This is a genomic window from Terrabacter sp. Ter38 (assembly GCF_024519435.1).
Lineage (GTDB): Bacteria > Actinomycetota > Actinomycetes > Actinomycetales > Dermatophilaceae > Terrabacter.
In genome coordinates this window covers 54,467-77,777 of the sequence record NZ_JALJRZ010000015.1, presented here as the reverse complement: position 1 = coordinate 77,777, position 23,311 = coordinate 54,467, and the positions used below count along the sequence as shown (strand labels likewise).

The window sequence follows — 23,311 nt, the reverse complement described above, 5'->3', positions numbered from 1 at the left end:
CTTCACGAACCTGACTCCCTTCGCCTCCACTCCGACCCCCAGCCCTCAACCCGCTCAGGACCAAGCCATGACGCTTTCGGTGCCAGACCTGACGAGCCTGACCTGGGCCGGGGTCGGCGACTGGCTGTCGGGCGCCCCGCTGCTCATCCTGACGACCGTCGTCATCGGTGTCGTCTCGCGCTGGGTGCTGCACCGGCTCATCGACCGGGTCGTGACGACGGCGACGTCCCGGCGCGCGGAGCATCTCGCGAGGATCCCCGGCGCCGGGCGAGCCCTGCAGGCGGTGGGCGTCGCCAACGTCCGCCACGTGCAACGCACGGAGACGGTCGGGGCCCTGCTCAAGAGCATCACGACCTTCGTCGTCTACGGCATCACGGCCCTCACGGTCATGTCGCTCGTGGGCATCCCGCTCGGGCCGATGCTCGCCTCCGCCAGCGTCGGCGGCGTGGCCCTGGCCTTCGGGGCGCAGAGCCTCGTCAAGGACTTCCTCTCCGGCGTCTTCATGATCGTCGAGGACCAGTACGGCGTCGGCGACGTCATCGACACCGGTGAGGTCGTCGGCACGGTCGAGAACGTCTCCCTGCGTGTCACCCAGCTGCGTGACGCGGGCGGCATGACGTGGTACGTCCGCAACGGCGAGATCATCCGCATCGGCAACAAGACGCAAGGGTGGTCGACGGCGATCGTCGACGTCCCGATCGCCTACGACCAGGACGTCGAGACGGCGATCACCGTGATCCGCGACGTCGTCGGCGTGATGGACGACGACGACGCCTTCAAGGACATCCTCCTCGAGGAGCCCAACGTCGTCGGCGTCGAGTCGATCGCGGGGGGCGTCATCACGATCCGCATCGTCGCCAAGACCGTCGCCAACGAGCAGTTCGGCGTGCAGCGCGAGATGCGCGAGCGGGTCAAGGCGGCCTTCGACCGTGCCGGCGTGCGCAGCCCGATGCCGGTCATGCCGCCCTACGGCGGGGCAGCCCCGCAGTGACCGCGCGCACCGTTCTGGGAGACTGGCCGACGTGACGTTCTACGACGACTTCGGCGGCCACGAGACCTTCGACCGGCTCGTGCGCGAGTTCTACCGCGGTGTCGCCGAGGACGAGCCGCTGCGGGCCCTCTACCCCGAGGAGGACCTCGGGCCGGCGCAGGAGCGCCTGCGGATGTTCTTCGAGCAGTACTGGGGCGGACCCACGACCTATTCCGAGCAGCGTGGACACCCACGACTGCGGATGCGCCACGTGCCGTATGCCGTGACCCCCGACATGCGGGACCGCTGGCTGCTGCACATGATGAACGCCGTCGACACGCTCGAGCTCTCCCCCGAGAACGACGACCGGCTGCGCGACTACCTCACCCGGGCGGCCTACTCCCTCGTCAACGCGCCGGGACCCGACGGCACCTTCTGAGCACGCCCCCACGCTCTCGAGGACTCACAGCAACTCACAGCACATTCACGGGTCACGGATCTCGGACCGGGTGTTCTCTGGAGTCAGGTGTTTCACGGTCGGACCACGCGTCCGACGGCGACGGAGGGATGGCGGCATGGTGTCGATCAACAAGAAGGTGGCGGGCGTCGCCGTGGTGGGTGCCGCAGCGGCCGCCATCGGACTCGGTGTCTCACAGGGGGCCCGCGCCGACGATGCCACGACGACCCCCACCCCGACTGCGACCTCGACCCAGGGCGATCCCGACCCGGGCGCGCCCGGCAGCACACCCGGAAACGGTCACGGCTGGGGTCCCGGGGGCCGCCACGGCGGCATGGGTCCGGGCATGGGCATGGGCAAGGGCGCTGATCTCTCGGCCCTCGCGACGAAGCTCGGCGTCGACGAGACGAAGCTCGAGGACGCGATCAAGGCGGTGCGCAACGAGCTCAGGGCCAGCCGCACGCCCGGCCAGGGCGCGACGAAGCCCGACCCCGCGACGATGCAGGACGAGCTGGCGACGAAGCTCGCGAGCACGCTCGGCATCGGTGCGGCCAAGGTCAAGGCGGCCTTCGCCGACCTTCGGGCCACGCACGAGGCCGAGGAGCAGAAGGCGTTCGACGACCGCCTCGCGCAGGCCGTCAAGGACGGCACACTGACCCAGGCCGAGGCCGACGCGGTGAAGAAGGCCGCCAGGGCCGGCGTCATCGACATGCACGACGGACCCCACTGACCAAGGGCCGAGGCGCCGACGGTGAGGGCGTCACCCGGTCTCGGGTGACGCCCTCAGCGTGTCGCGAGGTGTGCCCGCAAGGAGGGCACGACGTGGTTGCGCAGCAGTGGCGCGAGGTCCGCCGGGAGCTCGTCGTCGAGACCCAGCCAGCGCTGCTCGGCGATCTCTGCGAGCGGCGCCGGGGCGTCCGCGGGGAGCAGGTGCGTGACGTAGACCGTCGCGTCGACCCATGCGCCCGGCTCGTTCGCCGCCACGTCGTGGAAGCGACCCAGCGGCTCCCCGACGCCGGACACGTCGAGCCCGACCTCCTCCATCACCTCGCGGACGGCCGCCTCGCGCGCGGACTCTCCCGGGTCGATCTTGCCGCCGGGCAGCATGAACCGCGTCGAGCCGGCCTTGCGGACGGTGAGCAGGTGGCCGTCCCGCACGAGGCAGAACGCAGCCGTGACAAAGGTCGTCATGTCCCCGACGGTAGTGCCGACTCCTCGGCGGTCTGCTCCCCGGGCTCCCACCGGACCCGGTGACCCGTGATCCATGCGCTCGAGCGCTCGGTGACGACGAAGCGGAAGACGAGCCGCATCATCGCGTCGCGAACCGCGCGCCCGGCCCGGCCCGGGATCTTCGAGCTGCTGCTGCGCGCACCGGCGGCGACGATGCGCTCGACGCGCGCCCGTCGTGCGGTGTCGTATGCGGTCAGGGCCTCCTCCACCGTGCCCGCATCGCGCACGCACGTGGCGAGGACGACGGCGTCCTCGAGCGCCAGAGCCGCGCCCTGCCCCGAGCTCGGTGACGGTGCGTGCGCGGCGTCGCCGATGACGACCATCCGGTCGCGGTGCCAGCGGGCGACCCGTGGCAGGTCGTGGGTGTTGTCGGCCCAGAGCTCGAGCCGGCCGCTCCGGACGAGGTCGGCGGCCGGCCCGGCGTCGGCGGCGAGGAGCTCCGCCAGGTGGTCGCGCCACTGCTCCGGGGTGCGCACGGCGCGTTCGGCCGGGGTGATCGCCGGGCCCGGGACGTTGACGAACCACACGACGTCGCCGTCGGGGGTCGGATGGGCTCCGAAGAAGGAGCGGGACCCGAAGACGAAGTGCCACTCCCGGGCCGGGAGCGCGCCGGCGACCGACGTCGCCTCGGTGACACCTCCGAAGTTCGTCAGCCCGACGTAGCGCGCCGGCGCCGCCTCGGGGTCGATCGTGCGGCGGACCATCGAGCGGACACCGTCCGCGCCGACGAGCAGGTCGCCCTCGAGCGTCGACCCGTCCTCGAGGGTCACGGTGACCCCGTCGGACCGGCTCGCCACGTCGACGACCCGGCTGTCGTGACGCACGTCGATCCCGCGTCGCCCGGCCTCGTCGAGGAGAGCGGCTGCCAGGCGCGAGCGCTTCATGGTCACCGCGACGGTGCCGTCGTCGAGTGGCACGCCGAGACTCATCGTGCCGAGCACACGACCGGTGGCCCCGACCATGACGTTGCGCTCGCTCGGGAACCCGATCGGTGTGACGAGGTGCCGTGCGCCGAGCAGGTCGAGGGCGTGCAGCCCGTTCGAGGCGAGCGTGAACCACGACCCGGCCTCGTCGTCGGACCGTGGCCATGCTTCGAGGACGACGGGCTCGATGCCGGCCTGGTGCAGGGCGAGAGCTGCGGCCGGACCGGCGATGCCGCCTCCCACGATGAGAGCCTTCATCTTGGTAGCCTTCCTTACGAGAATCGAATGTTTCGAGATTCGAAAGGTAAGGCCGATGGCGTCCGCCCGTCAACCCCCGCCCTCCGGCAGCCGCGAGCAGCTCGTGCACGCGCTCGGAGACGCGATGCAGCAGTACCAGCGCTCCGTGCAGGCCTTCGACGACACCGTCGGGCGGGCCCTCGGCCTCGGCCCGGCCGACCTGCGATGCCTCGACTGGCTCGTCGACGGCCCGAAGTCCGCCGGCCAGCTGAGCACCGCGACGGGCCTGCGTCCCGCGGCGACGACAGCCCTCATCGACCGGCTCGCCAAGCGGGGCCTCGTGCGGCGGACCCGCTCCGAGGCCGACCGCCGCACCGTGCTCGTCGAGATGACCGAGCTCGGCCAGACGCGGACGTGGGAGGCGTACGGCCCCCTGGTCCGGGCCGGCCAGCCGATGCTCGACGAGCTGGACGCCGAGCAGCTGGAGTTCATGGCGGACTACCTGCGCCGGATCACGGCGCTGACCGACGAGCACCGGGCGCTCCTCGCGCAGCCCCCCCCGCAGCCCGCTTGACCGACCGAGCCACCACCCGGCATACCTTGTCTGCTCGCGCGCAACACGGCGGGCTCAGCGGGTCGTGGGCGGGCCGGCCTCGACACGACGGCGGACCTCGGCGAGCCCGTCGGGCCCCTGCGGCACGTCCCACCAGCTCTCGACCCACCACGTCGCCCCGGCCTGCTCCCAGGCGTCCGGGTCGGCCGGCTCGAGCGAGGTGAACGAACCCCACGAGTCGGCCTCGATGACGACGTCGTAGGGCTCCCGGGGCAGATCCGCCTCGGCGCGGAGCCGGCGCACCGCGTCGACGACGGCCGCGAAGGACTCGACGGTCTTCGGCCGTCCGTCGGGCGGGTGGATCGCCGGGATGAGGCCCTGCCAGCGCGCCGCCCGCTCGAGCGAGCGCTGCCGCCTACCCCCGGGGGTCGGCGCCCCGACGACCCAGACGGGCGGGTGGGGACGCTGCGGCGTCGGCGGCGGGAGCACGAAGTCGTTCGGCCCGGCGCTGTAGTGCTCACCGGCATACGTGAAGGTCGAGGCGTCCCCCAGAAGGCCGGCGTAGATCGCCAGGCACTCGTCGAGCTTGCGGGCGCGCACCGCGCGGCCCTCGTCGGCCTCGAAGGCCGTCCACCCGGGATGGAGCGCGCCGAGCCCGACCGACATGAAGGCTCGACCGCCGCTGATCCGGTCGACCGAGCCGACGCGGGACGCGAGGTCCCACGGACGGTGGCGGGACGCGGGGGTCAGCAAGGTGCCGAGACGGATGCGCTCGGTGACCACGGCTGCTGCGCCGAGCTGGACCCAGGCGTCGACGCCGTAGAGCGCCTCCCAACCGAGCACGGCGTCCCACCCCCGATCCTCGCCGAGCCGCGCCAGGTCGGCGAACTCGCGCTCGGTGGCGTACGGGACGACGAAGCCGCTCTGCATGGTCCTTCCTACCAAGGCGTGGGGACATCGGGCTCCTCGCGGCGTGGGCGACCGACGCGATGCAAGAAGTTGCAGAACTTTCTTTGAGTTTTCGGCGCGATGCGGAACGATGGTGGCCCGTGACGCGATCAGCAACCCAGACCCTGACCCACCCCGGGCACCTCACGGAGGTCCACGAGGACGCGACCCCGGTGCACGCCGCGGACCGCCCGGATGCCGCCTGGTGGCGCCAAGCCGTGATCTACCAGATCTACCCGCGGTCGTGGGCCGACAGCGACGGCGACGGGATCGGCGACCTTCCGGGCATCACCTCACGCCTGCCGCACCTGCGCGCGCTCGGGGTCGACGCCATCTGGCTCTCGCCGTTCTACACCTCGCCGCAGGCCGACGCAGGCTACGACGTGGCCGACTACCGGGACATCGACCCGATCTTCGGCACGCTCGCCGACGCCGACGCGATGGTCGCGCGCGCCCACGAGCTCGACCTCAAGGTCATCGTCGACATGGTGCCGAACCACTCCTCGGACGAGCACGTGTGGTTCCAGTCCGCCCTGGCCGCCGGCCCCGGCTCGGCCGAGCGCGAGCGCTACATGTTCCGTGAGGGGCGCGGCGAGCACGGCGAGCTGCCCCCGAACAACTGGGAGTCGGTCTTCGGCGGAGCCGCGTGGACCCGGGTCACCGAGGCCGACGGCAAGCCGGGCCAGTGGTACCTCCACATCTTCGACACGAAGCAGCCCGACTTCAACTGGGAGCACCCCGAGGTGCGCGCCGAGTTCGAGTCGATCCTGCGCTTCTGGCTCGACCGTGGTGTCGACGGCTTCCGCGTCGACGTCGCCCACGGCCTCGTCAAGGAGCAGGGCCTGCCCGACACCGAGGAGGAGCGCACGACGATGCTCGGCCACGCCGAGCACGAACACGGCCTCGAAGGGCTGCCCGAGGCAGCCCCCGTCGACGCTGCCGCCGTCGAGGCGCCCCGGATCGACCACACCAGGCGCAGCCCGATGTGGGACCAGGACGGCGTCCACGAGATCTACCGAGCCTGGCGCAGGATCCTCGAGTCCTACGGCACCCCTGACCGCATCCTCTGCGCCGAGGCGTGGGTCGAGCCGCAGGAGCGTGCCGTCGCCTACGTCCGTCCCGACGAGATGCACCAGGCGTTCAACTTCGACTTCCTCACCGCCTCCTGGACGGCCGAGGACCTGCGTGCCGTCATCACGTCGTCGCTGCACGCCGCCGACTCGGTCGGTGCGCCGTCGACGTGGGTGCTGTCGAACCACGACGTCGTCCGTCACGCCTCCCGCCTCGGCTTCGCGCCGGGCACGCCTCGCATGAACGGCATCGCGGCCACCGACCCCCAGCCCGACCGCGAGCTCGGCCTGCGCCGGGCCCGCGCGGCCACGTCGCTCATGCTCGCGCTGCCCGGTGGGGCCTACATCTACCAGGGCGAGGAGCTCGGCCTGCCCGACTCCACCGACATGCCGGCCGAGTTCCGCCAGGACCCGACCTTCGCCCGCACCCACGGCGCCGAGACGGGACGCGACGGCTGCCGCGTCCCGATCCCGTGGTCGGCCCACGGCCCCTCGCTCGGCTTCGGCCCGGGCGACCGCACGTGGCTGCCGCAGCCCGCCGTCTACGCCGACTACGCCGTCGACCGCCAGGAGGGCGTGCCCGGGTCGACCCTCGAGCTCTACCGCTCGCTCCTCGCCGCGCGTCGCGAGCTGTCCCTGGGGACGGGCTCGCTCACGTGGGTCGAGGGGTATGCCGGCGACGTCGTCGCGCTGACCAACGGCTCGTCCCGGCGTGAGCGGGTGCTCGTCGTCGCCAACCTCGGGGCCGAGCCCGTCGCCCTTCCCGAGGGCGCGGAGCTCATCGTGGCGTCCGGGCCGCTCGAGGACGGCCTCGTCCCGACCGACACGACGGTGTGGGCCCGCTGGTCCTGATGTCCTGAGGACGGGTCCACGAACGTCCCGCACGTGAGGCCCCGTCCTGCTGGACGGGGCCTCACGGCACACCGGCGCCTGTGGATGACGGATGAGGCGGGGTCGCCGGCTCTCCTACGGTGCGGGAATGACGCGCTACGCCATCGACTCGGACGGGGTGTCCCGGGAGCGGCTCGCGCTGGCGCACGACCCGGCGGAGCTCCGCGAGTGCGCGGCACAGGTGGCCATGGCAACTGCTGGCGCCATGGCCTCGACCGGCGACGCGGGCGACGTGCTGAGGGCCGAGCTCGACCGCTTCAGGGTGGTCCATGCCCATGCCCTCGACGCCATCGCCGATGCGGCCACCGCCCTGGCCGACCGGCTCGACCGGTCGACGCTCGAGGCCCGGTCAGTGGAGCTGGTCGTGACAGCCGGGTTCGCCGGCGTGACGGCGGGCATCGCTGAGGCCCTGCGAGATCCGGCGAGCGCGACGGTGTCGTGAGCGACGTCCACGAAGGCAGTCACGCGTCCGGTGCGATCCCTGGCGATGTCGCGCTTCCGCTGCCGACCGGTGACGCCGCGGACCTGCGTGCTGCGGCGCGCTCGCTCGACCGAGCGGCGTCCCGGGCCCGTGCGACGACCACGGTGCAGGGGACTCTGGGACCGCGGCTGTCGGCCGTCTGGACCGGGGACGCGGCGACCGCGGCCCACTCGGAGGCGGACGAGCTGGGCGGCCGCGCGCGCCGTGTCGTCGGTGCGCTGCCCGTCGCCTCCCGCTCGCTGCTGACGTATGCCGCCGCGCTCGACCAGGCTGTCGCCAGGGTCCGCTCGCTCCAGCGCCAGTGGGACGCGCTCGACGCCGAGCACGCACTCACACTCCTTCGTGTCGCATCGCTGCCCGATCCGACGGGTGCCATCGGGGTGCTGGGCGCTGAGCGGGCGCGGTCGGAGCAGGTGGAGGGACGGGCCCGACTGAGTCGTGCCTACGCCGGCGTCCTCGACGACCTGCGCGCGGCCGCTCGACGATGCGCGGGGCTGGTGGCCGGAGCGACCGGCTCGACGTTTCCCTCCGCGGCCGCGGCCGGTGCGGCACGGGTGCGGGCTGCTGTCACCGGCGGACTGTGGTTTGCCGACGGCGTGGTCGCAGCACGGGCCTCGCGGGACGCCGCGCTGTCGGACAGCCTGCTGGCGCGCCGGGTCCTGGCCGGTGGCTCGTCGGGCCGTCTCGGGAACCCCCAGGTGGCCGAGCTGGCGACGCATGTCCGGGCACGAGTCGACGACCCTGGCTACGCGCAGGCTCTGCTGTCGGAGCTCGGGGCCGACGGACTCGCCCGGCTGCTCATGGCCGCCGGTGTGACTCGGAGCGCGTCAGGTGCATCCGTCGACACCGTGCGTGAGCTCCTCGGGGCGTTCGGCTCGCTCGTCGTCACGGCCACGAGTTACGAAGCGCCCGCCGGGACCGATCCGCGGACGCGCGCCCAGCTGGGCTCCGGGGCCGCCCTGCTCACGGACGACCTCGTCGCCGCTGCCGACACGGTCCAGGTCGACCCCGTGGGCGGGGGCCGGGCGACCGGGGCGTGGCTGTTGGGCCAGCTCCTCTCAGGCGCTCGGGCCTCGGGTGACGACCGTCGCCTGCCGGGGCGGTTCGCACGACGTGCAGCCGCCGCGGCGGCCACCGCCGAGGTCGCCGAGACCCGCGACTCCGACGCCGTTCTCGCACACGGGACGACGCTGCATGCCGACGCCGGAGCGACGTTCGCGTCGTGGTTCGACGACGGCTCGCGCAGCGGTGACCCCGTCCACGTGCTGCTCGAGCACGTCGTCGACGATCCCGCCCAGGAGTCGGCGCTGCTGGCCGAACCGCTCCCGGACTCGGGGGTCGCTGCCGGCGCCCTGGCCAACAGCCGGGGTGACCGGATCACCCTTGGTGAGTACCTCGTGCGTCGATGGGTCGCCCACGAGGCCAACGGGATCGAGAGTCATCCCGATCTCCGGCTTTCGACTGATGCCGACCTCGCGAGACTCCTTGCGAGCGTCGCGACGTCAACTCGCCAGGGCGCTGCGGAGACCCGTGCGCGCGTGATGCTCGAGGTCTCCCGCACGAGCGGCCACGCGATGCTCGAGGCCTCGACGACGCGCATCTACAGCCGCACCACCGCGCCGCTCGAGCAGCTCGTCGCCGAGTGGCTCTCGGCGATGCGCGGGAACGTCGACATCGCGCTCGCGACACCGCTCCTGAGCGCGGGCACGTCCCCGGGCTACGTCCGGCAGACCTCGGGTGCGGCGGAGCCGTGGCTCGACGCCGAGGAGCTGACCGGAGTGGTTGCCGCCCTGGCCGTCGACACCGGGATGGGCTTGCACGCCAAGGACCCCGGTGCGGCATACGGACGACTCGTCGACCGAGACCTGCGAGCGGCCCAGGACACCGTCGAACGCGGTGGCGACGTGCGTCGCGATGTCGTTCGGCTGGGCTTCCTCGACCAGGCGGCATCAGCCGCGCTCGTGGCCGTCGCTCGACGGCAGGACGTGCTGAACCGCTCGGCCTGGCAGGGACTTGCCGAGGCCGGGCACGTCATCGACGAGATCCGTCGCGGGAGCGTGGCGGGTCTGGCGTCGACGGTGCGCACCTACGTCGACGGCGGGACGATGCGCTCGGCCGCCGACGACCTCGTCATCGCACTCGTCCGTTCCGACGTCGAGCTGGCCCAGACCGATCTCGACGACGCACGACGCGCCCAGCTGGTGAGCCGGATCGGGGCCATCGCCGGCGGTCGCACCGACGTGCTCGCGGCCATCGGGCTCGGCGCCGCCCGCGCTCCCCTGCTCCCTACGGTCGCCGATCTCCGGGCGGACCGTGCCGCCGAGATCCGGACTGCGTTCGACGCTGCCGTCAAGGACGGCTCACGAGGCGGCGCCACCGCCGCCACGGACGGCCTCCGACAACGCACCACCCCCAGCGACCGAGTCCACGTCGTCACGAGCCAGGAGAGCGATACACCCATCGGAAGACCGCGGGTCGGCAGTATCGACCTGTCTCGGGTCAGGAAGGTCGAGGCCCATGAGATGAGGACGGCCGAACGACTGGCAGTCCTGGGCCACGACATCACGTTCCTGCCGCCTACCCATCGAGACAAGACCGCAGACGGACTCGTAGATGGGGTCGTCTGGGAGTTCAAGGCTCCTGAAGGAAATTCCAGGGACACGGTGATCCGCAATCTGCGAAAGGGAAGCATGCAGTCACCGCGCGTGATCGTAGACCTTCAGAGGTGCCCCCTGTCCACGCCGGAGGCGCTGCGCCAAGCCGAGCAGGCCTTGGGTCGCTACCCTCGGCTCGAATCGATCCTGATCCTCGACCAGGCCGGCATCGCTCATGAGAGGAAGCGCCAAGGATGACCTCGTGGGACATCACCATCGAGCTGCCCCCGGACGACGTCATCAGGGCTCTGCGGGACCTTCCCGACGCAAGCGTCCTCGACACCCCGACCGGAATCGGGATCGAGTTCGGGAACGGTCGAGCAGCCTGGGTCGACACCAGCCCGTTTCCGGGAGATCCCGACGACGTGACCGACATCTGCATCAAGGACTACTCGACTATCGGCGCCTGGCAGATCTATGCCCGTCTGGAAGAACAGACGAGCGCCCCGATGTCGATGACCGACTTCGGAGGAATCCTCGTCCGCGACCGCCAGTGGACACCGTTCCCTCCTGCCTACGCCACGCGCCCGGAGTACCGGCGCCTGCACACCTGGGATTCCCGCGCAGTGGGTGCGCAAGTTCTCGAACAGGTCCGTGCATCCGCGGTGTCGCCCGCTGACGCACTCGAGGTCGTCCGGGCGTCCGAGCCGCTGCCCTGGCAGCTCGTGGACCGGACCGCCGATCTCGTCGCGTCGCTCGTCGGCGTTGGCCTGCTCACTCCGACGCCGATCCACCTGCCCGAGCCGCCCGACCTACCGACGTGGGACTCCCCGGATCGGTGGACCCTGCGTCAGACCGTGTTCCAGGCCCAACGGTTCTTTCCTCGAGAGGGCGAACGGCCCGCTCCGGACGGCGCCAGGTTCGAGAGCGGTCCCCTTCTGAAGATGCACGGCGACTCACCGATTTCGCGCAGGGACGTCGCCGAGTGGCTGCTGCCCGAGGGCGGCTGAGCAGCCACTCGGATGCCGCGTGCTGACGGCGGAACGGGCAGATACCCTCGGCTCCATGGTGACGACGCGGGCCTACCTGGCACACACGCCCGTGGCGCTTGCCCACCGGGGCGGTGCGCTCTACCCGCCGAACGTCGGGCTCGAGAACACGATGACGGCCTTCGGCAACGCGGTAGACCTCGGCTACACGCACCTCGAGACCGACGTCCACGTCACACGGGACGGCGAGCTCGTCGCGTTCCACGACACGAAGCTCGACCGGGTCAGCAACGCTCGCGGGCGCATCCGCGACCTGCCCTGGTCCGAGGTGTCGCACGCCGAGGTCGGCGACGGCGGCCACGTCCCCCGTCTGACCGATGTCCTGGACGCGTGGCCGGACGTGAACCTCAACATCGACCTCAAGGCGCCCGGCACGGCCCAGCCGCTCTGGCGCATCATCGAGGAGCGGGGGCTGCACGACCAGGTCTGCGTCGGCTCCTTCTCCCAGCGGAACATCTCGCACTTCCGCCGGCTGTCACGCGGCACCGTTGCGACCGCCGCGGCCCAGGTGGGCACGGCCCTGGCCCGCTTGGGGCCCGGCGTGCTGACCTCCCTCTTGCGCACTCCGGCGGACGTCTTCCAGGTTCCTCCGTCGATCCCGCTGCGGGGACGGTCGGTGCCGGTCGTCACCCGCCGACTCGTCGACACCGCCCACCGTTTCGACAAGCAGGTCCACGTCTGGACCATCGACGACGCCGCCGAGATGCGACGGCTGCTCGATCTTGGCGTCGACGGGATCGTCAGCGACCGCATCGACGTGCTGAAGGAGGTGCTCGTCGCGCGCGGCACGTGGACCGGCCGCGCCTGAGCCAGCACCCCGGGCCACGTCGCGACCCCGCTGCAACCCCGGCCGCAGCGGACGGCGTACGCCACCGGGTCAGCGGACGAGGACGTGACCTCGCGACGTGCTGAGGCGCGTCCACCGGCCGTGGGCCGCGATCGAGGCAGGCTCGCCCGGAGCCGTGAAGCCGAGCACGTGCGCGCCGAAGGCGAGTCCCGCCGCGATGGGCGGCACGGTGTCGCTCATCGCGCCCCAGGTCCGCCGTCGGAGCGCATCGACCGCATGGCCCCCCGCGTTCTCGGGGGTGCCTTCTGCGACCTGCGAGATGCCTTGGCGCGCAATGGAGTCGATGGTCCCACCGTCGAGCTGACCAACTGGCTCCCAGCCGTCCCGCGGGGGCGTGAGCCCGCTCCACGGCGCCCGGACGGTCGTCGGCGGGACGCTGAGCACGGCCCCCGAGCCGTCGCGGGCGAGACGGTCGGCGACGGACGCGAACGACACGGTCGTGTCGACGGCGTCCGACGACGCGATCGTCACGACGCGCATACCGAGCACCGTGCCGTCACCCATGAGCCCGGTGCCCTCGATGACCGCCACCGTGGTGACGAGGAGGGTGCCGAGCACCTGCAGGCGCACGGAGCCGTCGGGGTTGGCGCGGCTCGCGCGCGCGAGGTAGGTGCCGAGGTCGGCAAGCCCCAGCGGGTCGCCGAAGTCGATCTGCTGCGTGCCCGTCACCGACGCCGCCTCCGGAAGGGTGCGGGTCCCCCGACGTGGGCCTGCACCGACACGCGCTCGTCGGGGCGCATGCGGCGCGGCGCCTCGCTCGCGAAGTCGTAGAGCGCGAGCTCGGTCTCGGCGACGGCGTAGACCGGCCGCTCGCCCTCGCCGACGCCGTCGGGGTCGGTGACGATGTAGGCGACGTCGAAGCCCGCGCCACCCACCCGCGACACCCACATCTGGATCTCGACCGGGGCATGACGGAAGCCGAGAGGACGGCGGTACTCGATCTCGTGGCGCGAGACGAGCACGCCCTCGTCGAGGAGCGTCTTGTCGCCCGCTCCAGCGCCGTCGAACCAGTCGCGGAACGCGATGACGCGCGCGTCCTCGAGCAGGCGCAGGAACTGCACGTTGTTGATGTGCGCGTAGGCGTCCATGTCGGACCAGCGCAGCGACACGTGCGCGGCATACGGCGTGGCCCGCGGTTCGGTCTCCGTCATGGCCCCATCCTTCCAGCCGCATGCGTCGTCGCTCATCCACATCCCCTCGGTGGGACGCGAGCCCGTCCACAGCCCGGGTATGCCGGTCGGCCCGGTCGGTGGGGACACGTAGGTTGGGTGCCATGACGTCACCCCCCGCCGCTCCCCCCGTTGCCGACGTCGACCCCGCCCTGCGCGAGCGAGCGACGAGCGCGCTGCGGCGCCTTGTCGGGCGCGACGACGTCGACTTCCGCGACGGGCAGCTCGAGGCCGTCAACGAGCTCGTCGCCGGTCGTCGGCGCGTGCTCGTCGTGCAGCGCACCGGCTGGGGCAAGTCCGCTGTCTACTTCGTGTCCACGGCGCTGCGCCGCGCCGAGGGCGCCGGGCCGACCGTCATCGTCAGTCCACTCCTCGCGCTCATGCGCGACCAGATCGCAGCCGCCGAGCGCGCCGGCATCAAGGCCGTCACCCTCAACTCGACGAACGCCGACGAGTGGGGCGCTGTGTCCGGGGCCCTCGCGCGGGGAGAGGTCGACGTGCTGCTCGTCAGCCCCGAGCGCCTCAACAACCCCCGGTTCCGCGACGAGCAGCTACCGGCCCTCGCCGAGTCGTGCGGGCTCCTCGTCGTCGACGAGGCGCACTGCATTAGCGACTGGGGCCACGACTTCCGCCCCGACTACCGCCGCATCCGGGACCTGCTGATGACGCTGCCGGAGCGCACTCCGGTCCTGGCGACGACGGCCACGGCCAATGCACGTGTCGTCACGGACGTCGTCGAGCAGCTCGGCGCGGGTGGTCGTGACGTCCTGACCCTGCGCGGCCCCCTTGCGCGGGCGTCGCTGCGGCTCGGGGTGCTGCCGCTCGCCGCACCCGAGCAACGCCTCGCGTGGCTCATCGCGCACCTCGGTGAGCTGCAGGGGTCCGGCATCGTGTACGCCCTGACCGTGGCCGCCGCCGAGGACGTCGCGGTAGCACTGCGCGAGGCCGGCCACCAGGTCGCTGCCTACACCGGTCGCACCGAGCCCTCCGAGCGGATCCGCCTCGAGGAGGCCCTGCGCGACAACGAGGTCAAGGCGCTCGTCGCGACCTCGGCCCTCGGCATGGGCTTCGACAAGCCCGACCTGGGCTTCGTCCTGCACCTCGGGGCCCCGTCCTCACCCGTCGCGTACTACCAGCAGGTCGGGCGAGCCGGCCGCGCCACGGAGCGCGCCGACGTCCTGCTCATGCCGGGTCCTGAGGACAAGGACATCTGGCGCTACTTCGCGTCCGCGTCGATGCCCAAGCAGGACCAGGCCGATGCCGTCGTGCGCGCCCTGTCCGAGTCCCCCAGGGCCCTGTCGACGGTCGCGCTCGAGTCCATCGTCGACGTGCGCCGCACGCGCCTCGAGCTGCTCCTCAAGGTCCTCGACGTCGACGGCGCCGTGCACCGCGTGCCCGGCGGGTGGACTGCCACCGGCGAGCCGTGGACCTACGACGCCGAACGCTATGGACGCGTCAGCGAGGCGCGGGAGCGCGAGCAGCAGCTCATGGTCGACTACGAACGCACCGACCGCTGCCGCATGGCCTTCCTCCAGCAGACCCTCGACGACGACTCCGCAGAGCCCTGTGGCCGGTGCGACCGGTGCACCGAACCCTGGTTCGACACGACGATCCCCGAGGCCGCCGTCAACACTGCCCGCTCGCGCCTCGAGCGCCCTGGCGTCGTCCTCGAGGCCCGCGCACAGTGGCCGTCGGGCATGGACCGTCTGGGCGTCCCGCTCAAGGGCAAGATCGCCGCCTCGGTGTCGATGCAGGAGGGCCGCGCCGTCGCCCGCCTCAGCGACCTCGGGTGGGGTCAGCGGCTCCGTGAGCTGCTCCGCGGCGAGGACCGCGAGGTCCCTGACGAGGTCGTCCGCGCCTGTGTCGACGTGCTCGCCGGGTGGGGCTGGCAGGATCGGCCGGCCGCCATCGTCTCCGTGCCGTCGCGTCGGCGCCCGATGCTCGTCGAGTCGCTGTCCGCCGGTCTCGGACAGCTCGGACGCCTGCCCTACCTCGGCGCGCTCGACCTCGTCGAGGGCGGCCCCGTCGGCGAGCCCGGCGGCAACAGCGCCTTCCGGCTCGCCAACGTGTGGGGTCGGCTGGCCGTCGGCCCCGAGCTCGCGGCCTCGCTCAGCGGCGTCCCGGGTCCAGTGCTGCTGCTCGACGACGTCAGCGACTCACGATGGACGCTCACGGTGTGCGCCGGGCTGCTGCGCGAGGCGGGTGCGCCGGCCGTCCTGCCGATGGCCCTGGCGATGGAAGGGTGACGAGCGTCGCCCGCCGCAGCGAGCACTCGTCCGGGGCCACTAGGGTCGACCTGTGAGTGCCGACGCCCCCGCCGAACCGCGCCCGCTGCCCCCACTCGAGGACCTCATCGAGGTGCTGACTCTCCGTGACGTCGGCACCGCACAGATCGCCGTCACCGACGTCCAGGGACGTGACGCCGCGGAGTCGATCGGCGCATCCTCCGCCCGGGTCTTCGAAGGGCGCAGCCAGAAGATGCCCCACGGGCGCGTCTTCGGTGGTCAGGTGCTCGCCCAGTGCGTCATGGCCGCCGGCATCACCGTGCGAGACCTCAACGACGGCGACGGCGCGCGGCCGATCCACTCGCTGCACGGCTACTTCATGCGTCCGGGCGACGACACGCTGCCCATCCGCTTCGCCGTCGAGGAGATGCGCGACGGCAACTCCTTCTCGACCCGCCGGGTCCATGCCGTCCAGAAGGGCGCACCGATCATGTCGATGGTGTGCTCCTTCCAGGAACGCGCCGGCGGTCTCGACCACCAGAACGCGATGCCGCAGGTCGCGGGACCCGACGGGCTCACGTCCCTCGCCGACGCGTTCCGGGGCGTCGACCACCCCGGCGCCCGGCACATCGCCGAGTCGCGGCCCATCGAGCTGCGACCCGTGGAGAGCAACATGTTCCTCGACGCTGGGCCCGAGCAGGTCGCGACGAACCACGTGTGGATGCGCGCCGTCGACCGGCTGCCCGACGACCCGCTCGTGCACGCTGCGGTCCTGGCCTACTCGAGCGACTACTCGCTCCTGGAGCCCGTGCTGCGCCGGCACGGCCTCGTCTGGACGGACCGTCGCCTGCGGGTCGCCAGTCTCGACCACTCGATGTGGTTCCACCGCGACGTGCGCGTCGACGAGTGGCTGCTCTACGCCCAGCAGTCTCCGTCCGCCGTCAGCGGTCGTGGCCTCTCGATCGGTGAGATCTTCAGCGAGGACGGCACCCTCGTCGCCACGACGGCCCAGGAGGGCATGGTCCGCGTCAAGGACTTGTGACGCCCCGGGGTGGGACCAGAGGGACGTCGCGGCCACTCGACGGGGGTGGGGTCATGGGGTCGTGCGCAGGACGGCGACGTCGTGGCCGTCCAGGCTGACACCGTGCGAGTCGACGATCGGCGCCCGCCCCCACGAGGCGAGCACGTGCTGGACCTCGCCGGCGAACGGCACGATGCCGGCGCGGCCCGCGAGGTTGGCCACCACGTGCACCGAACCGCGCGACAGGATCATCCAGCGGGCAGTCTCGTCGAAGGTCACCGTCGTAGCACGCAGGTCTCCGGAGGCGACATCCGGCTGCGTGCGCCGCACCTTGATGAGCTCACGGTAGAAGTGGAGCATCTCGTTGTGTCCCGGCGCGTTCGGCTCGCTCCAGTCGAGCACGCTGTGCGCCCGGGTGGAGGGGTCCTGGGGGTCGGGGACGTCGGCCTCGTCCCACCCATGGGCGGCGAACTCGGCACGCCTGCCGGAGCGCACCGCGTCAGCCAGCCACTCCTCCTCGAAGGAGGTGAAGAACGCGAACGGGGTGCTCGCCCGCCACTCCTCGCCCATGAAGACCATGGCCGTGAAGGGGGAGAGCAGGTAGAGGGCGGCGCCGATCGCCTGCTGCCCGGGCGAGACCTGGTCGCTGATGCGGTCGCCCGTCGCGCGGTTGCCCACCTGGTCGTGGGTTTGCAGGTAGGCGAGGAACTCGTGCCCCGAGCGCATCTCCGGGTCGACGCGCGCACCCCAGAGCTCGCCTCGGAACGTGGAAACGCGGCCGTCGTGCAGGAAGGCGTCGGTGAGCGTCTTGGCCAGCACCGAGATCGAGCCGCCCTCTGGCCACGCCTCGTTGCCGCCGGCGAAGTCGGCGTAGTAACCCTGCGTCTCGCCGGTCAGAGCCACGTGGAGGGCGTGGTGGATGTCGTCGTCCCACTGGGCCGTCATGCCGCGGCCACCTTCGGCGGTGGGCGTCACCATGACGGCGTCGTTGAGGTCGCTCTCGGCGATGAGGTCGAGTGGACGACCGAGCTCCTGTGCGAGAGAAGCGGTCTCGTCTGAGAGCTGGGCGAGGATGTGGGGCTCGGACGCGTCGCGCAGCTCGTGCACGGCGTCGAGCCGGAGCGCGTCGACGTGGAAGTCGCGGAGCCACCGGAGGGCGTTGTCGACGACCCAGCGCCGCACCTCGTGGCTACCGTCCGCGTCGAGGTTGACGGCCGGACCCCACGGCGTCGTGTGGGTGTCGGTGAAGTAGGGGCCGAACTCGGCGAGGTAGTTGCCGGTGGGACCGAGGTGGTTGTAGACGACGTCGAGGCACACGCCGAGGCCATGGGCGTGGCACGCGTCGACGAAGCGCTGGAAGGCCGCGGGGCCGCCATAGGCCTGCTGGACGGCATACGGCGCGACACCGTCGTAGCCCCAGCCGTGCGTGCCGCCGAAGGCCGCGACGGGCATGACCTCGACGACGTCGACCCCGAGCTCGACGAGGTGCCCGAGGTGGGCGATCGCCGCGTCGAAGGTGCCCTCCGGCGTGAACGTCCCGATGTGCAGCTCGTAGACGACGCCGCCGAGGACGCCACGGCCGTCACGGGTGCCGCGCCACCCAGCGTCGGCCCAGGCGTGGGCCGCCGCGTCGAAGGTGCGGCTCGCGCCGTGGACGCCGTGCGGCAGCCAGGCGCTGCGCGGGTCGGGCCGGGCGTCTCCACCGTCGATGCTGAAGGAGTAGTCGAGGGTGACGTCGTCGGGACGGGCCCAGTTCCACCAGCCACCGTCGGCGGCGGTCATGGCGTGCCGCTGCGCCGCCGAGGTCGGCTCCGCACCGGACCCGTCGACGCGAGTGACGATGATGTCGACCCTGGACGCCGACGGGGCCCAGACGGTCAGGGTGTCGGGGGTCATGACTCGTCCCTTACCCGCACGAGCAGCGCGACGGGCAGGCCGTCGTCGCCGACGAGGTCGGCCAGGCGCGTGCGGCCCCCGTCGAACGTGCGTGCGGAGACGACGTCCGACCACCGCCCCTCAGGGAGGTCGAGAGTGGCGTCCCCCAGGCCGCCGGCGTCGGCGAGGCGACCGGCGAGACGGGTCACCACGGTGACGATCCCGAGGCCCTCGCCCGTGCCCCGCCCGAAGGCGACGACGTGCTCGGAGCCGGTCCCGACCGGGACATAGGTCGCGTCCTCCCCCGTGAAGCACTCGGGCCACCCACGGCGCGTGCGCAGGGCAGCCGTCGTGACGAGCAGCTTCTCGTCGTCGAGGTCCGCGGGCGCCGCCCCGCGGTCGAGCCGGGTGAGCCGGTCGCGCCGGTCGGCGTAGTCGACGAGCCGCCGGTTGTCGGGGTCGACGAGCGACAGGTCGACGAGGTCGGTGCCCTGGTAGACGTCGGGCACACCCGGCATCGTCAGCTGGACGACCTTCTGGCCGAGCACGTTGGCTCGCGTCTCGCGCTCCGTCGAGCCGACCCAGGCCTCGACGTGCGCCACGATCGCCGGTGTCGTGACGACACCCGCGACGAACCGCTCGACCGCCGACTCGTAGGCCTCGTTCGGCTCGGTCCACCGCGTGTGCAGCTTCGACTCGCGGATCGCCTTGAGCGCGTAGCCCTGCAGGCGCTCCTCACTGATGGGCCACGCCCCGACGACGGTCTGCCACAGGAAGTACTCGGTGAGCGCGTCGAGCTCCTCGGCACGGACCGGTGTCGCCAGCTCGCGTGCTGTGCGGACCCAGGTCGCCCACGCTTCCGGCCGCTCCGCGAGGACGAAGAGCCGCGCCCGCACGTCCTCGGACCGCTTCGTGTCGTGGGTCGAGAGCGTCGTCATCGACTGCGGCCACTCTCCGAGCAGGTTCTCGGCGAACCCGTGGAAGTCGGCCGTCGGCAGCCCCACCTGCGTCGGGTCGCCGCCGACCTCGTTGAGCCCGACGAGCCGGACGTAACGGTAGTACGCCGTGTCCTCGATCGCCTTGGCCATGGCCGGACCGCACGTCTGCTGGAACCGCACGACGAACTCGTCGCGCGCCGCGTCGTCCTGCGCGTCCCCCACGCCGAGAGCGAGGTCGACGAGACGCTCGACGACGGTGCGGTCCAGGGCACCCGACGCGCTCTGCGCACCACGCGACGCCGCCGCCCGCAGCTCGGCGGCGTCCTCGCTCGCAGCAGGTGCTCCGGGCCGCACGTAGACGCGATAGCGGTCCATGCCGACGAGCATCGCCTCGAGCACCGCGCGAGCTGCGGCTTCGTCAAGGTCGGGCCGTGCGCGCGCGACGAGGCGCATGAGCCGGTTCACCTCCGTGGCGAGCATGACCTGCACCACCCACCGCTTCGACTGCGTGACGATGTCCCCCAGATCCTGCCGTTCCCCGAGCAGCTCGGTCGACAGGCCGTCGAGGGGCTCGGCTCCGGCGGGGTCGACGAAGAGCCCGCCGATGCGCAGCAGGGCGTCGTAGCCGGTGGTGCCGGCCGTCCGCCAGAGGTGTGGAAGCTGCTCGTGGCCCTCGAGGATCTTCTCGACGACGACCCACGCGTCGCCGGTAACGTCACCGAGACGCTCGAGGTAGCCCTCCGGGTCGGCAAGGCCGTCCGGGTGGTCGATGCGCAGCCCGTCGATCGCGCCGGAGCGGATCCCCTCCACGAGGAGGACGTGCGTGGCGTCGAAGACCTCCGGCTCCTCGACCCGGACCGCGATGAGCGACGTGACGTCGAAGAAGCGGCGGTAGTTCAGCTCGGAGTCGCCGACCGTCCACCACGCGAGGCGATAGTGCTGCGCCGCCAACAGCTCGGCGATCGGCAGACCCGGATCCGTGCCGGGGGCCAGCGGGAACACGTGGTCGTAGTAGCGCACCACCGTCTCGCCGTCGTGCTCCCCCACGGAGATCTCGCCCGATGCGAGCACGTCGTCGAGCGGCGCCCCGAGCACGGGCATCAGGAGGCGCCCGTCCTGGGCGTCCCAGTCGACGTCGAACCACGTGGCGTATGCCGACTGCCGGCCCTCGCGGAGCACCGACCACAGCGGGCGGTTGAGCGAGAGCGGCGTCGGCGTCGTCATGTGGTTGGGCACGACGTCGACGACCACGCCGAGTCCGGCCTCGTGGGCTGCCTCGACGAGGCGGGCGAAGCCGGCGTCACCACCCAGCCCCTGCGCCACGGAGGTGTGGTCGGTGACGTCGTAACCGTGCTTGGAGCCGACGGTGGCCTGCAGGATCGGCGACAGGTATACGTGCGTGATCCCCAGTGCCGCAAGGTGTTTCACCTGCGCGACCGCGTCTTCGAGGGTGAAGTCCGGCTCGAGCTGGAGCCGGTGGGTCGAGACGGGTGCGCTGGCATACCTCACGCGGTGGCCTCCTCCGTGATACCGGGGATGATGGGCGAGACGATCTCGCGCGGGCACCTCAGCACGACGATGCTGCGCGGCTGGACCTGGATCTGCCACGTCGCGTCGAGGTGGTTGGCCTCGACCTCGTGCAGGGCCGTGTCGATGACCGGGATCCACTCGGCGCCGTACTCTTCGTCGGGCAGCGTGAAGGTCAGCGGCTCCTGGTGGGCGTTGAACATCACGAGGAACGAGTCGTCGAGGATCTGCTGGCCGCGTGGGTCCGGCTCGGGGATGGCCGAGCCGTTGAGGAAGATCATCAGCGACTTGGCGAGTCCGTTGCTCCAGGCCTCCTCGTCCATGTGCTGCGCCTCGGGCGTGAACCAGGCGATGTCCCCGAGCTCGCTCTCGCCGCCGTGGTCGGCGTTGCCGGCGAAGAACCGGCGGCGGCGGAACACCGGGTGCTCGCGGCGCAGCTTGACCAGCGACTGCGTGAAGACGAGCAGCTTCTGGTCGTCCTCGTCGAGGACCCACTGGATCCACGAGATGTCGTTGTCCTGGCAGTAGCCGTTGTTGTTGCCGCCCTGGGTGCGGCCGAGCTCGTCACCGTGGAGCATCATCGGCACGCCCTGGGAGAAGAGCAGCGTCGTGAGGAAGTTGCGCTGCTGGCGCAGCCGCAGGTCACGGATGACCGGGTCGGTGGTCGGACCCTCGACGCCGCAGTTCCACGACCGGTTGTGGCTCTCGCCGTCGTTGTTGCCCTCGCCGTTGGCCTCGTTGTGCTTGTCGTTGTAGGACACGAGGTCGCGCAGGGTGAAGCCGTCGTGGGCCGTCACGAAGTTGATCGAGGCGATCGGCTTGCGCCCTGAGTGCTCGTAGAGGTCGCTGGATCCCGTGAAACGAGAGGCGAACTCGCCGAGCGCGCCGCCCTCCCCCCGCCAGAAGTCGCGCACCGTGTCGCGGTACTTGCCGTTCCACTCGGTCCAGAGCGGGGGGAAGTTGCCCACCTGGTAGCCGCCCTCACCGACGTCCCACGGCTCGGCGATGAGCTTGACCTGGCTGACGACCGGGTCCTGCTGGATGAGGTCGAAGAAGGCCGAGAGCTTGTCGACCTCGTGGAACTGGCGGGCCAGTGTCGCGGCGAGGTCGAAGCGGAAGCCGTCGACGTGCATCTCGGTGACCCAGTAGCGGAGGGAGTCCATGATCAGCTGCAGCACGTGCGGGCTGCGCATGAGGAGGCTGTTGCCCGTGCCCGTGGTGTCGTAGTAGTGGCTGAGGTCGTTTCCGACGAGGCGGTAGTAGCTGTTGTTGTCGAGCCCGCGGAAGGCCAGCGTCGGGCCCATGTGGTTGCCCTCGGCCGTGTGGTTGTAGACGACGTCGAGGATGACCTCGATGTTGGCCGCGTGCAGCGCCTTGACCATGGCCTTGAACTCGAGCACCTGCTGGCCACGCTGCCCACCGGCGGCGTACTCGTTGTGCGGTGCGAGGAAGCCGATGGTGTTGTAACCCCAGTAGTTGGACAGGCCGCGGTCGACGAGCGGCGCGTCCTGGACGAACTGGTGCACGGGCATGAGCTCGATGGCGGTGATGCCGAGGTCGCTCAGGTGCTTGATCGTCGCCGGGTGCGCGATGCCGGCATACGTGCCGCGGATCTCCTCGGGGATCTCCGGGTGGAGCATCGTCAGCCCCTTGACGTGGGCCTCGTAGATGATGCTCTCGTGGTACTCGTGGCGCGGCGGACGGTCGTCGCCCCAGTCGAAGAACGGGTTGATGACGATGGAGTGCATCGTGTGGCGCACGTTGTCGTCCGTGTTGATCTTCGTCGTCGTCGCAGCCTTCGCGTCGCCGAAGGTGTACGAGTAGAGCGACTGGTCGTTCTCGGCCTGGCCCTCGATCGCCTTGGCGTACGGGTCGAGCAGGAACTTGCTCGGGTTGCAGCGGTGGCCGTTCGCGGGGTCGTAGGGTCCGTGGACGCGGAAGCCGTAGCGCTGCCCGGGCTGCACGTAGGGGACGTAGCCGTGCCACACGAAGCCGTCCGTCTCGGGCAGGTCGAAGCGCGTCTCGTTCAGGTCGTCGTCGAGCAGGCAGAGCTCGATGCGTTCGGCGACCTCGGAGAAGACGGCGAAGTTGACCCCCGAGCCGTCGTACGTCGCTCCGAGTGGGTAGGGCTTGCCCGGCCAGATCTCCATGGACCTTCTTCCGTCGTTCGGTCGCGGCAGTGCCGCGGCGCCACGGCGTGGCGACCTGCGGACGACGGTGGCCGCACAGCGCATTCTCTCCTGCCCGGGCCCGTCGAGCGCAAACGGCCGTATGCCGGTCGGCGCGCCGTGCCGCGACGCGCCCGT

At 71.5% G+C, this 23,311-nt stretch carries 19 protein-coding genes; 11 read left to right on the top strand and 8 right to left on the bottom strand.

The window, feature by feature from the left end; translation table 11 throughout:
* The first annotated feature begins 67 nt into the window (after positions 1-67).
* The 3 genes from NR112_RS21745 (at position 68) to NR112_RS21735 (ending at position 2,157) form a co-directional block, all read left to right on the top strand.
* Positions 68-991, top strand: coding sequence for a mechanosensitive ion channel family protein (locus NR112_RS21745; RefSeq protein ID WP_256796366.1), 924 nt, complete (start codon positions 68-70; stop codon positions 989-991).
* Positions 992-1,022: 31 nt separating this feature from the next.
* Complete coding sequence (locus NR112_RS21740; protein WP_374513565.1) at positions 1,023-1,409, top strand: globin; 387 nt, start codon at positions 1,023-1,025, stop codon at positions 1,407-1,409.
* A 136-nt stretch (positions 1,410-1,545) separates the two neighbouring features.
* Positions 1,546-2,157, top strand: a complete 612-nt coding sequence (locus tag NR112_RS21735) for a hypothetical protein (protein WP_256796365.1) — start codon at positions 1,546-1,548, stop codon at positions 2,155-2,157.
* A 53-nt stretch (positions 2,158-2,210) separates the two neighbouring features.
* Here the strand turns inward: NR112_RS21735 and NR112_RS21730 are convergent, their stop codons facing one another.
* Both NR112_RS21730 and NR112_RS21725 read right to left on the bottom strand, forming a co-directional pair.
* Positions 2,211-2,618, bottom strand: a complete 408-nt coding sequence (locus NR112_RS21730) for an NUDIX domain-containing protein (RefSeq protein ID WP_256796364.1) — start codon at positions 2,616-2,618, stop codon at positions 2,211-2,213.
* Entirely contained in the window at positions 2,615-3,838 is a 1,224-nt protein-coding gene (locus tag NR112_RS21725) for an NAD(P)/FAD-dependent oxidoreductase (RefSeq protein ID WP_256796363.1), read from the bottom strand. The genes NR112_RS21730 and NR112_RS21725 overlap by 4 nt, the downstream gene beginning before the upstream one ends.
* Positions 3,839-3,893: 55 nt before the next feature.
* Between NR112_RS21725 and NR112_RS21720 the strand changes: the two genes are divergently transcribed.
* The gene (locus tag NR112_RS21720) at positions 3,894-4,391 is read left to right on the top strand and encodes a MarR family winged helix-turn-helix transcriptional regulator (RefSeq protein WP_256796361.1); all 498 of its coding nucleotides are present in this window, start codon (positions 3,894-3,896) and stop codon (positions 4,389-4,391) included.
* A 54-nt stretch (positions 4,392-4,445) separates the two neighbouring features.
* Here the strand turns inward: NR112_RS21720 and NR112_RS21715 are convergent, their stop codons facing one another.
* On the bottom strand, positions 4,446-5,300 hold the full coding sequence (locus NR112_RS21715; protein ID WP_256796360.1) for an LLM class flavin-dependent oxidoreductase: 855 nt from the start codon (positions 5,298-5,300) through the stop codon (positions 4,446-4,448).
* 119 nt (positions 5,301-5,419) lie between these two features.
* Here NR112_RS21715 and NR112_RS21710 point away from each other — a divergent pair, with 119 nt between their 5' ends.
* The 5 genes from NR112_RS21710 (at position 5,420) to NR112_RS21690 (ending at position 12,211) form a co-directional block, all read left to right on the top strand.
* A complete protein-coding gene (locus NR112_RS21710) occupies positions 5,420-7,240 on the top strand; it encodes an alpha-amylase family glycosyl hydrolase (protein WP_374513558.1) in 1,821 nt (606 codons plus the stop codon).
* A 127-nt stretch (positions 7,241-7,367) separates the two neighbouring features.
* Positions 7,368-7,721, top strand: coding sequence for a hypothetical protein (locus tag NR112_RS21705; protein WP_256796359.1), 354 nt, complete (start codon positions 7,368-7,370; stop codon positions 7,719-7,721).
* Positions 7,718-10,612 (top strand): hypothetical protein, encoded by a 2,895-nt coding sequence (locus tag NR112_RS21700; protein WP_256796358.1) that lies wholly within the window; start codon positions 7,718-7,720, stop codon positions 10,610-10,612. The genes NR112_RS21705 and NR112_RS21700 overlap by 4 nt, the downstream gene beginning before the upstream one ends.
* A 167-nt stretch (positions 10,613-10,779) precedes the next feature.
* Positions 10,780-11,364 carry a hypothetical protein gene (locus NR112_RS21695; RefSeq protein WP_256796357.1) on the top strand — a complete coding sequence of 195 codons (585 nt, stop codon included), beginning with the start codon at positions 10,780-10,782 and terminating at the stop codon, positions 11,362-11,364.
* 55 nt (positions 11,365-11,419) lie between these two features.
* On the top strand, positions 11,420-12,211 hold the full coding sequence (locus NR112_RS21690; RefSeq protein ID WP_256796356.1) for a glycerophosphodiester phosphodiesterase: 792 nt from the start codon (positions 11,420-11,422) through the stop codon (positions 12,209-12,211).
* A 69-nt stretch (positions 12,212-12,280) separates the two neighbouring features.
* On the opposite strand, the gene NR112_RS21685 is transcribed toward NR112_RS21690, so the two are convergent.
* Together NR112_RS21685 and NR112_RS21680 are read right to left on the bottom strand one after the other, a co-directional pair.
* Positions 12,281-12,919 (bottom strand): hypothetical protein, encoded by a 639-nt coding sequence (locus NR112_RS21685; RefSeq protein WP_256796355.1) that lies wholly within the window; start codon positions 12,917-12,919, stop codon positions 12,281-12,283.
* Positions 12,916-13,401 carry a thioesterase family protein gene (locus NR112_RS21680; RefSeq protein WP_256796354.1) on the bottom strand — a complete coding sequence of 162 codons (486 nt, stop codon included), beginning with the start codon at positions 13,399-13,401 and terminating at the stop codon, positions 12,916-12,918. Before NR112_RS21680 ends, NR112_RS21685 begins: the two co-directional genes overlap by 4 nt.
* A 122-nt stretch (positions 13,402-13,523) precedes the next feature.
* Here NR112_RS21680 and NR112_RS21675 point away from each other — a divergent pair, with 122 nt between their 5' ends.
* Complete coding sequence (locus NR112_RS21675) at positions 13,524-15,665, top strand: ATP-dependent DNA helicase RecQ (protein ID WP_256796353.1); 2,142 nt, start codon at positions 13,524-13,526, stop codon at positions 15,663-15,665.
* Between the two features lie 52 nt (positions 15,666-15,717).
* The gene (locus NR112_RS21670) at positions 15,718-16,686 is read left to right on the top strand and encodes an acyl-CoA thioesterase II (protein WP_256796352.1); all 969 of its coding nucleotides are present in this window, start codon (positions 15,718-15,720) and stop codon (positions 16,684-16,686) included.
* 51 nt (positions 16,687-16,737) lie between these two features.
* Here the strand turns inward: NR112_RS21670 and treZ are convergent, their stop codons facing one another.
* From treZ to glgX, 3 genes are read right to left on the bottom strand one after another with little or no spacing between them, the layout of a single operon-like run.
* A complete protein-coding gene (gene treZ, locus NR112_RS21665; protein WP_256796350.1) occupies positions 16,738-18,561 on the bottom strand; it encodes a malto-oligosyltrehalose trehalohydrolase in 1,824 nt (607 codons plus the stop codon).
* A complete protein-coding gene (treY, locus tag NR112_RS21660) occupies positions 18,558-20,987 on the bottom strand; it encodes a malto-oligosyltrehalose synthase (protein ID WP_256796349.1) in 2,430 nt (809 codons plus the stop codon). The genes treZ and treY overlap by 4 nt, the downstream gene beginning before the upstream one ends.
* A complete protein-coding gene (gene glgX, locus NR112_RS21655) occupies positions 20,984-23,155 on the bottom strand; it encodes a glycogen debranching protein GlgX (RefSeq protein ID WP_256796348.1) in 2,172 nt (723 codons plus the stop codon). Before glgX ends, treY begins: the two co-directional genes overlap by 4 nt.
* Between the last annotated feature and the right edge of the window lie 156 nt (positions 23,156-23,311).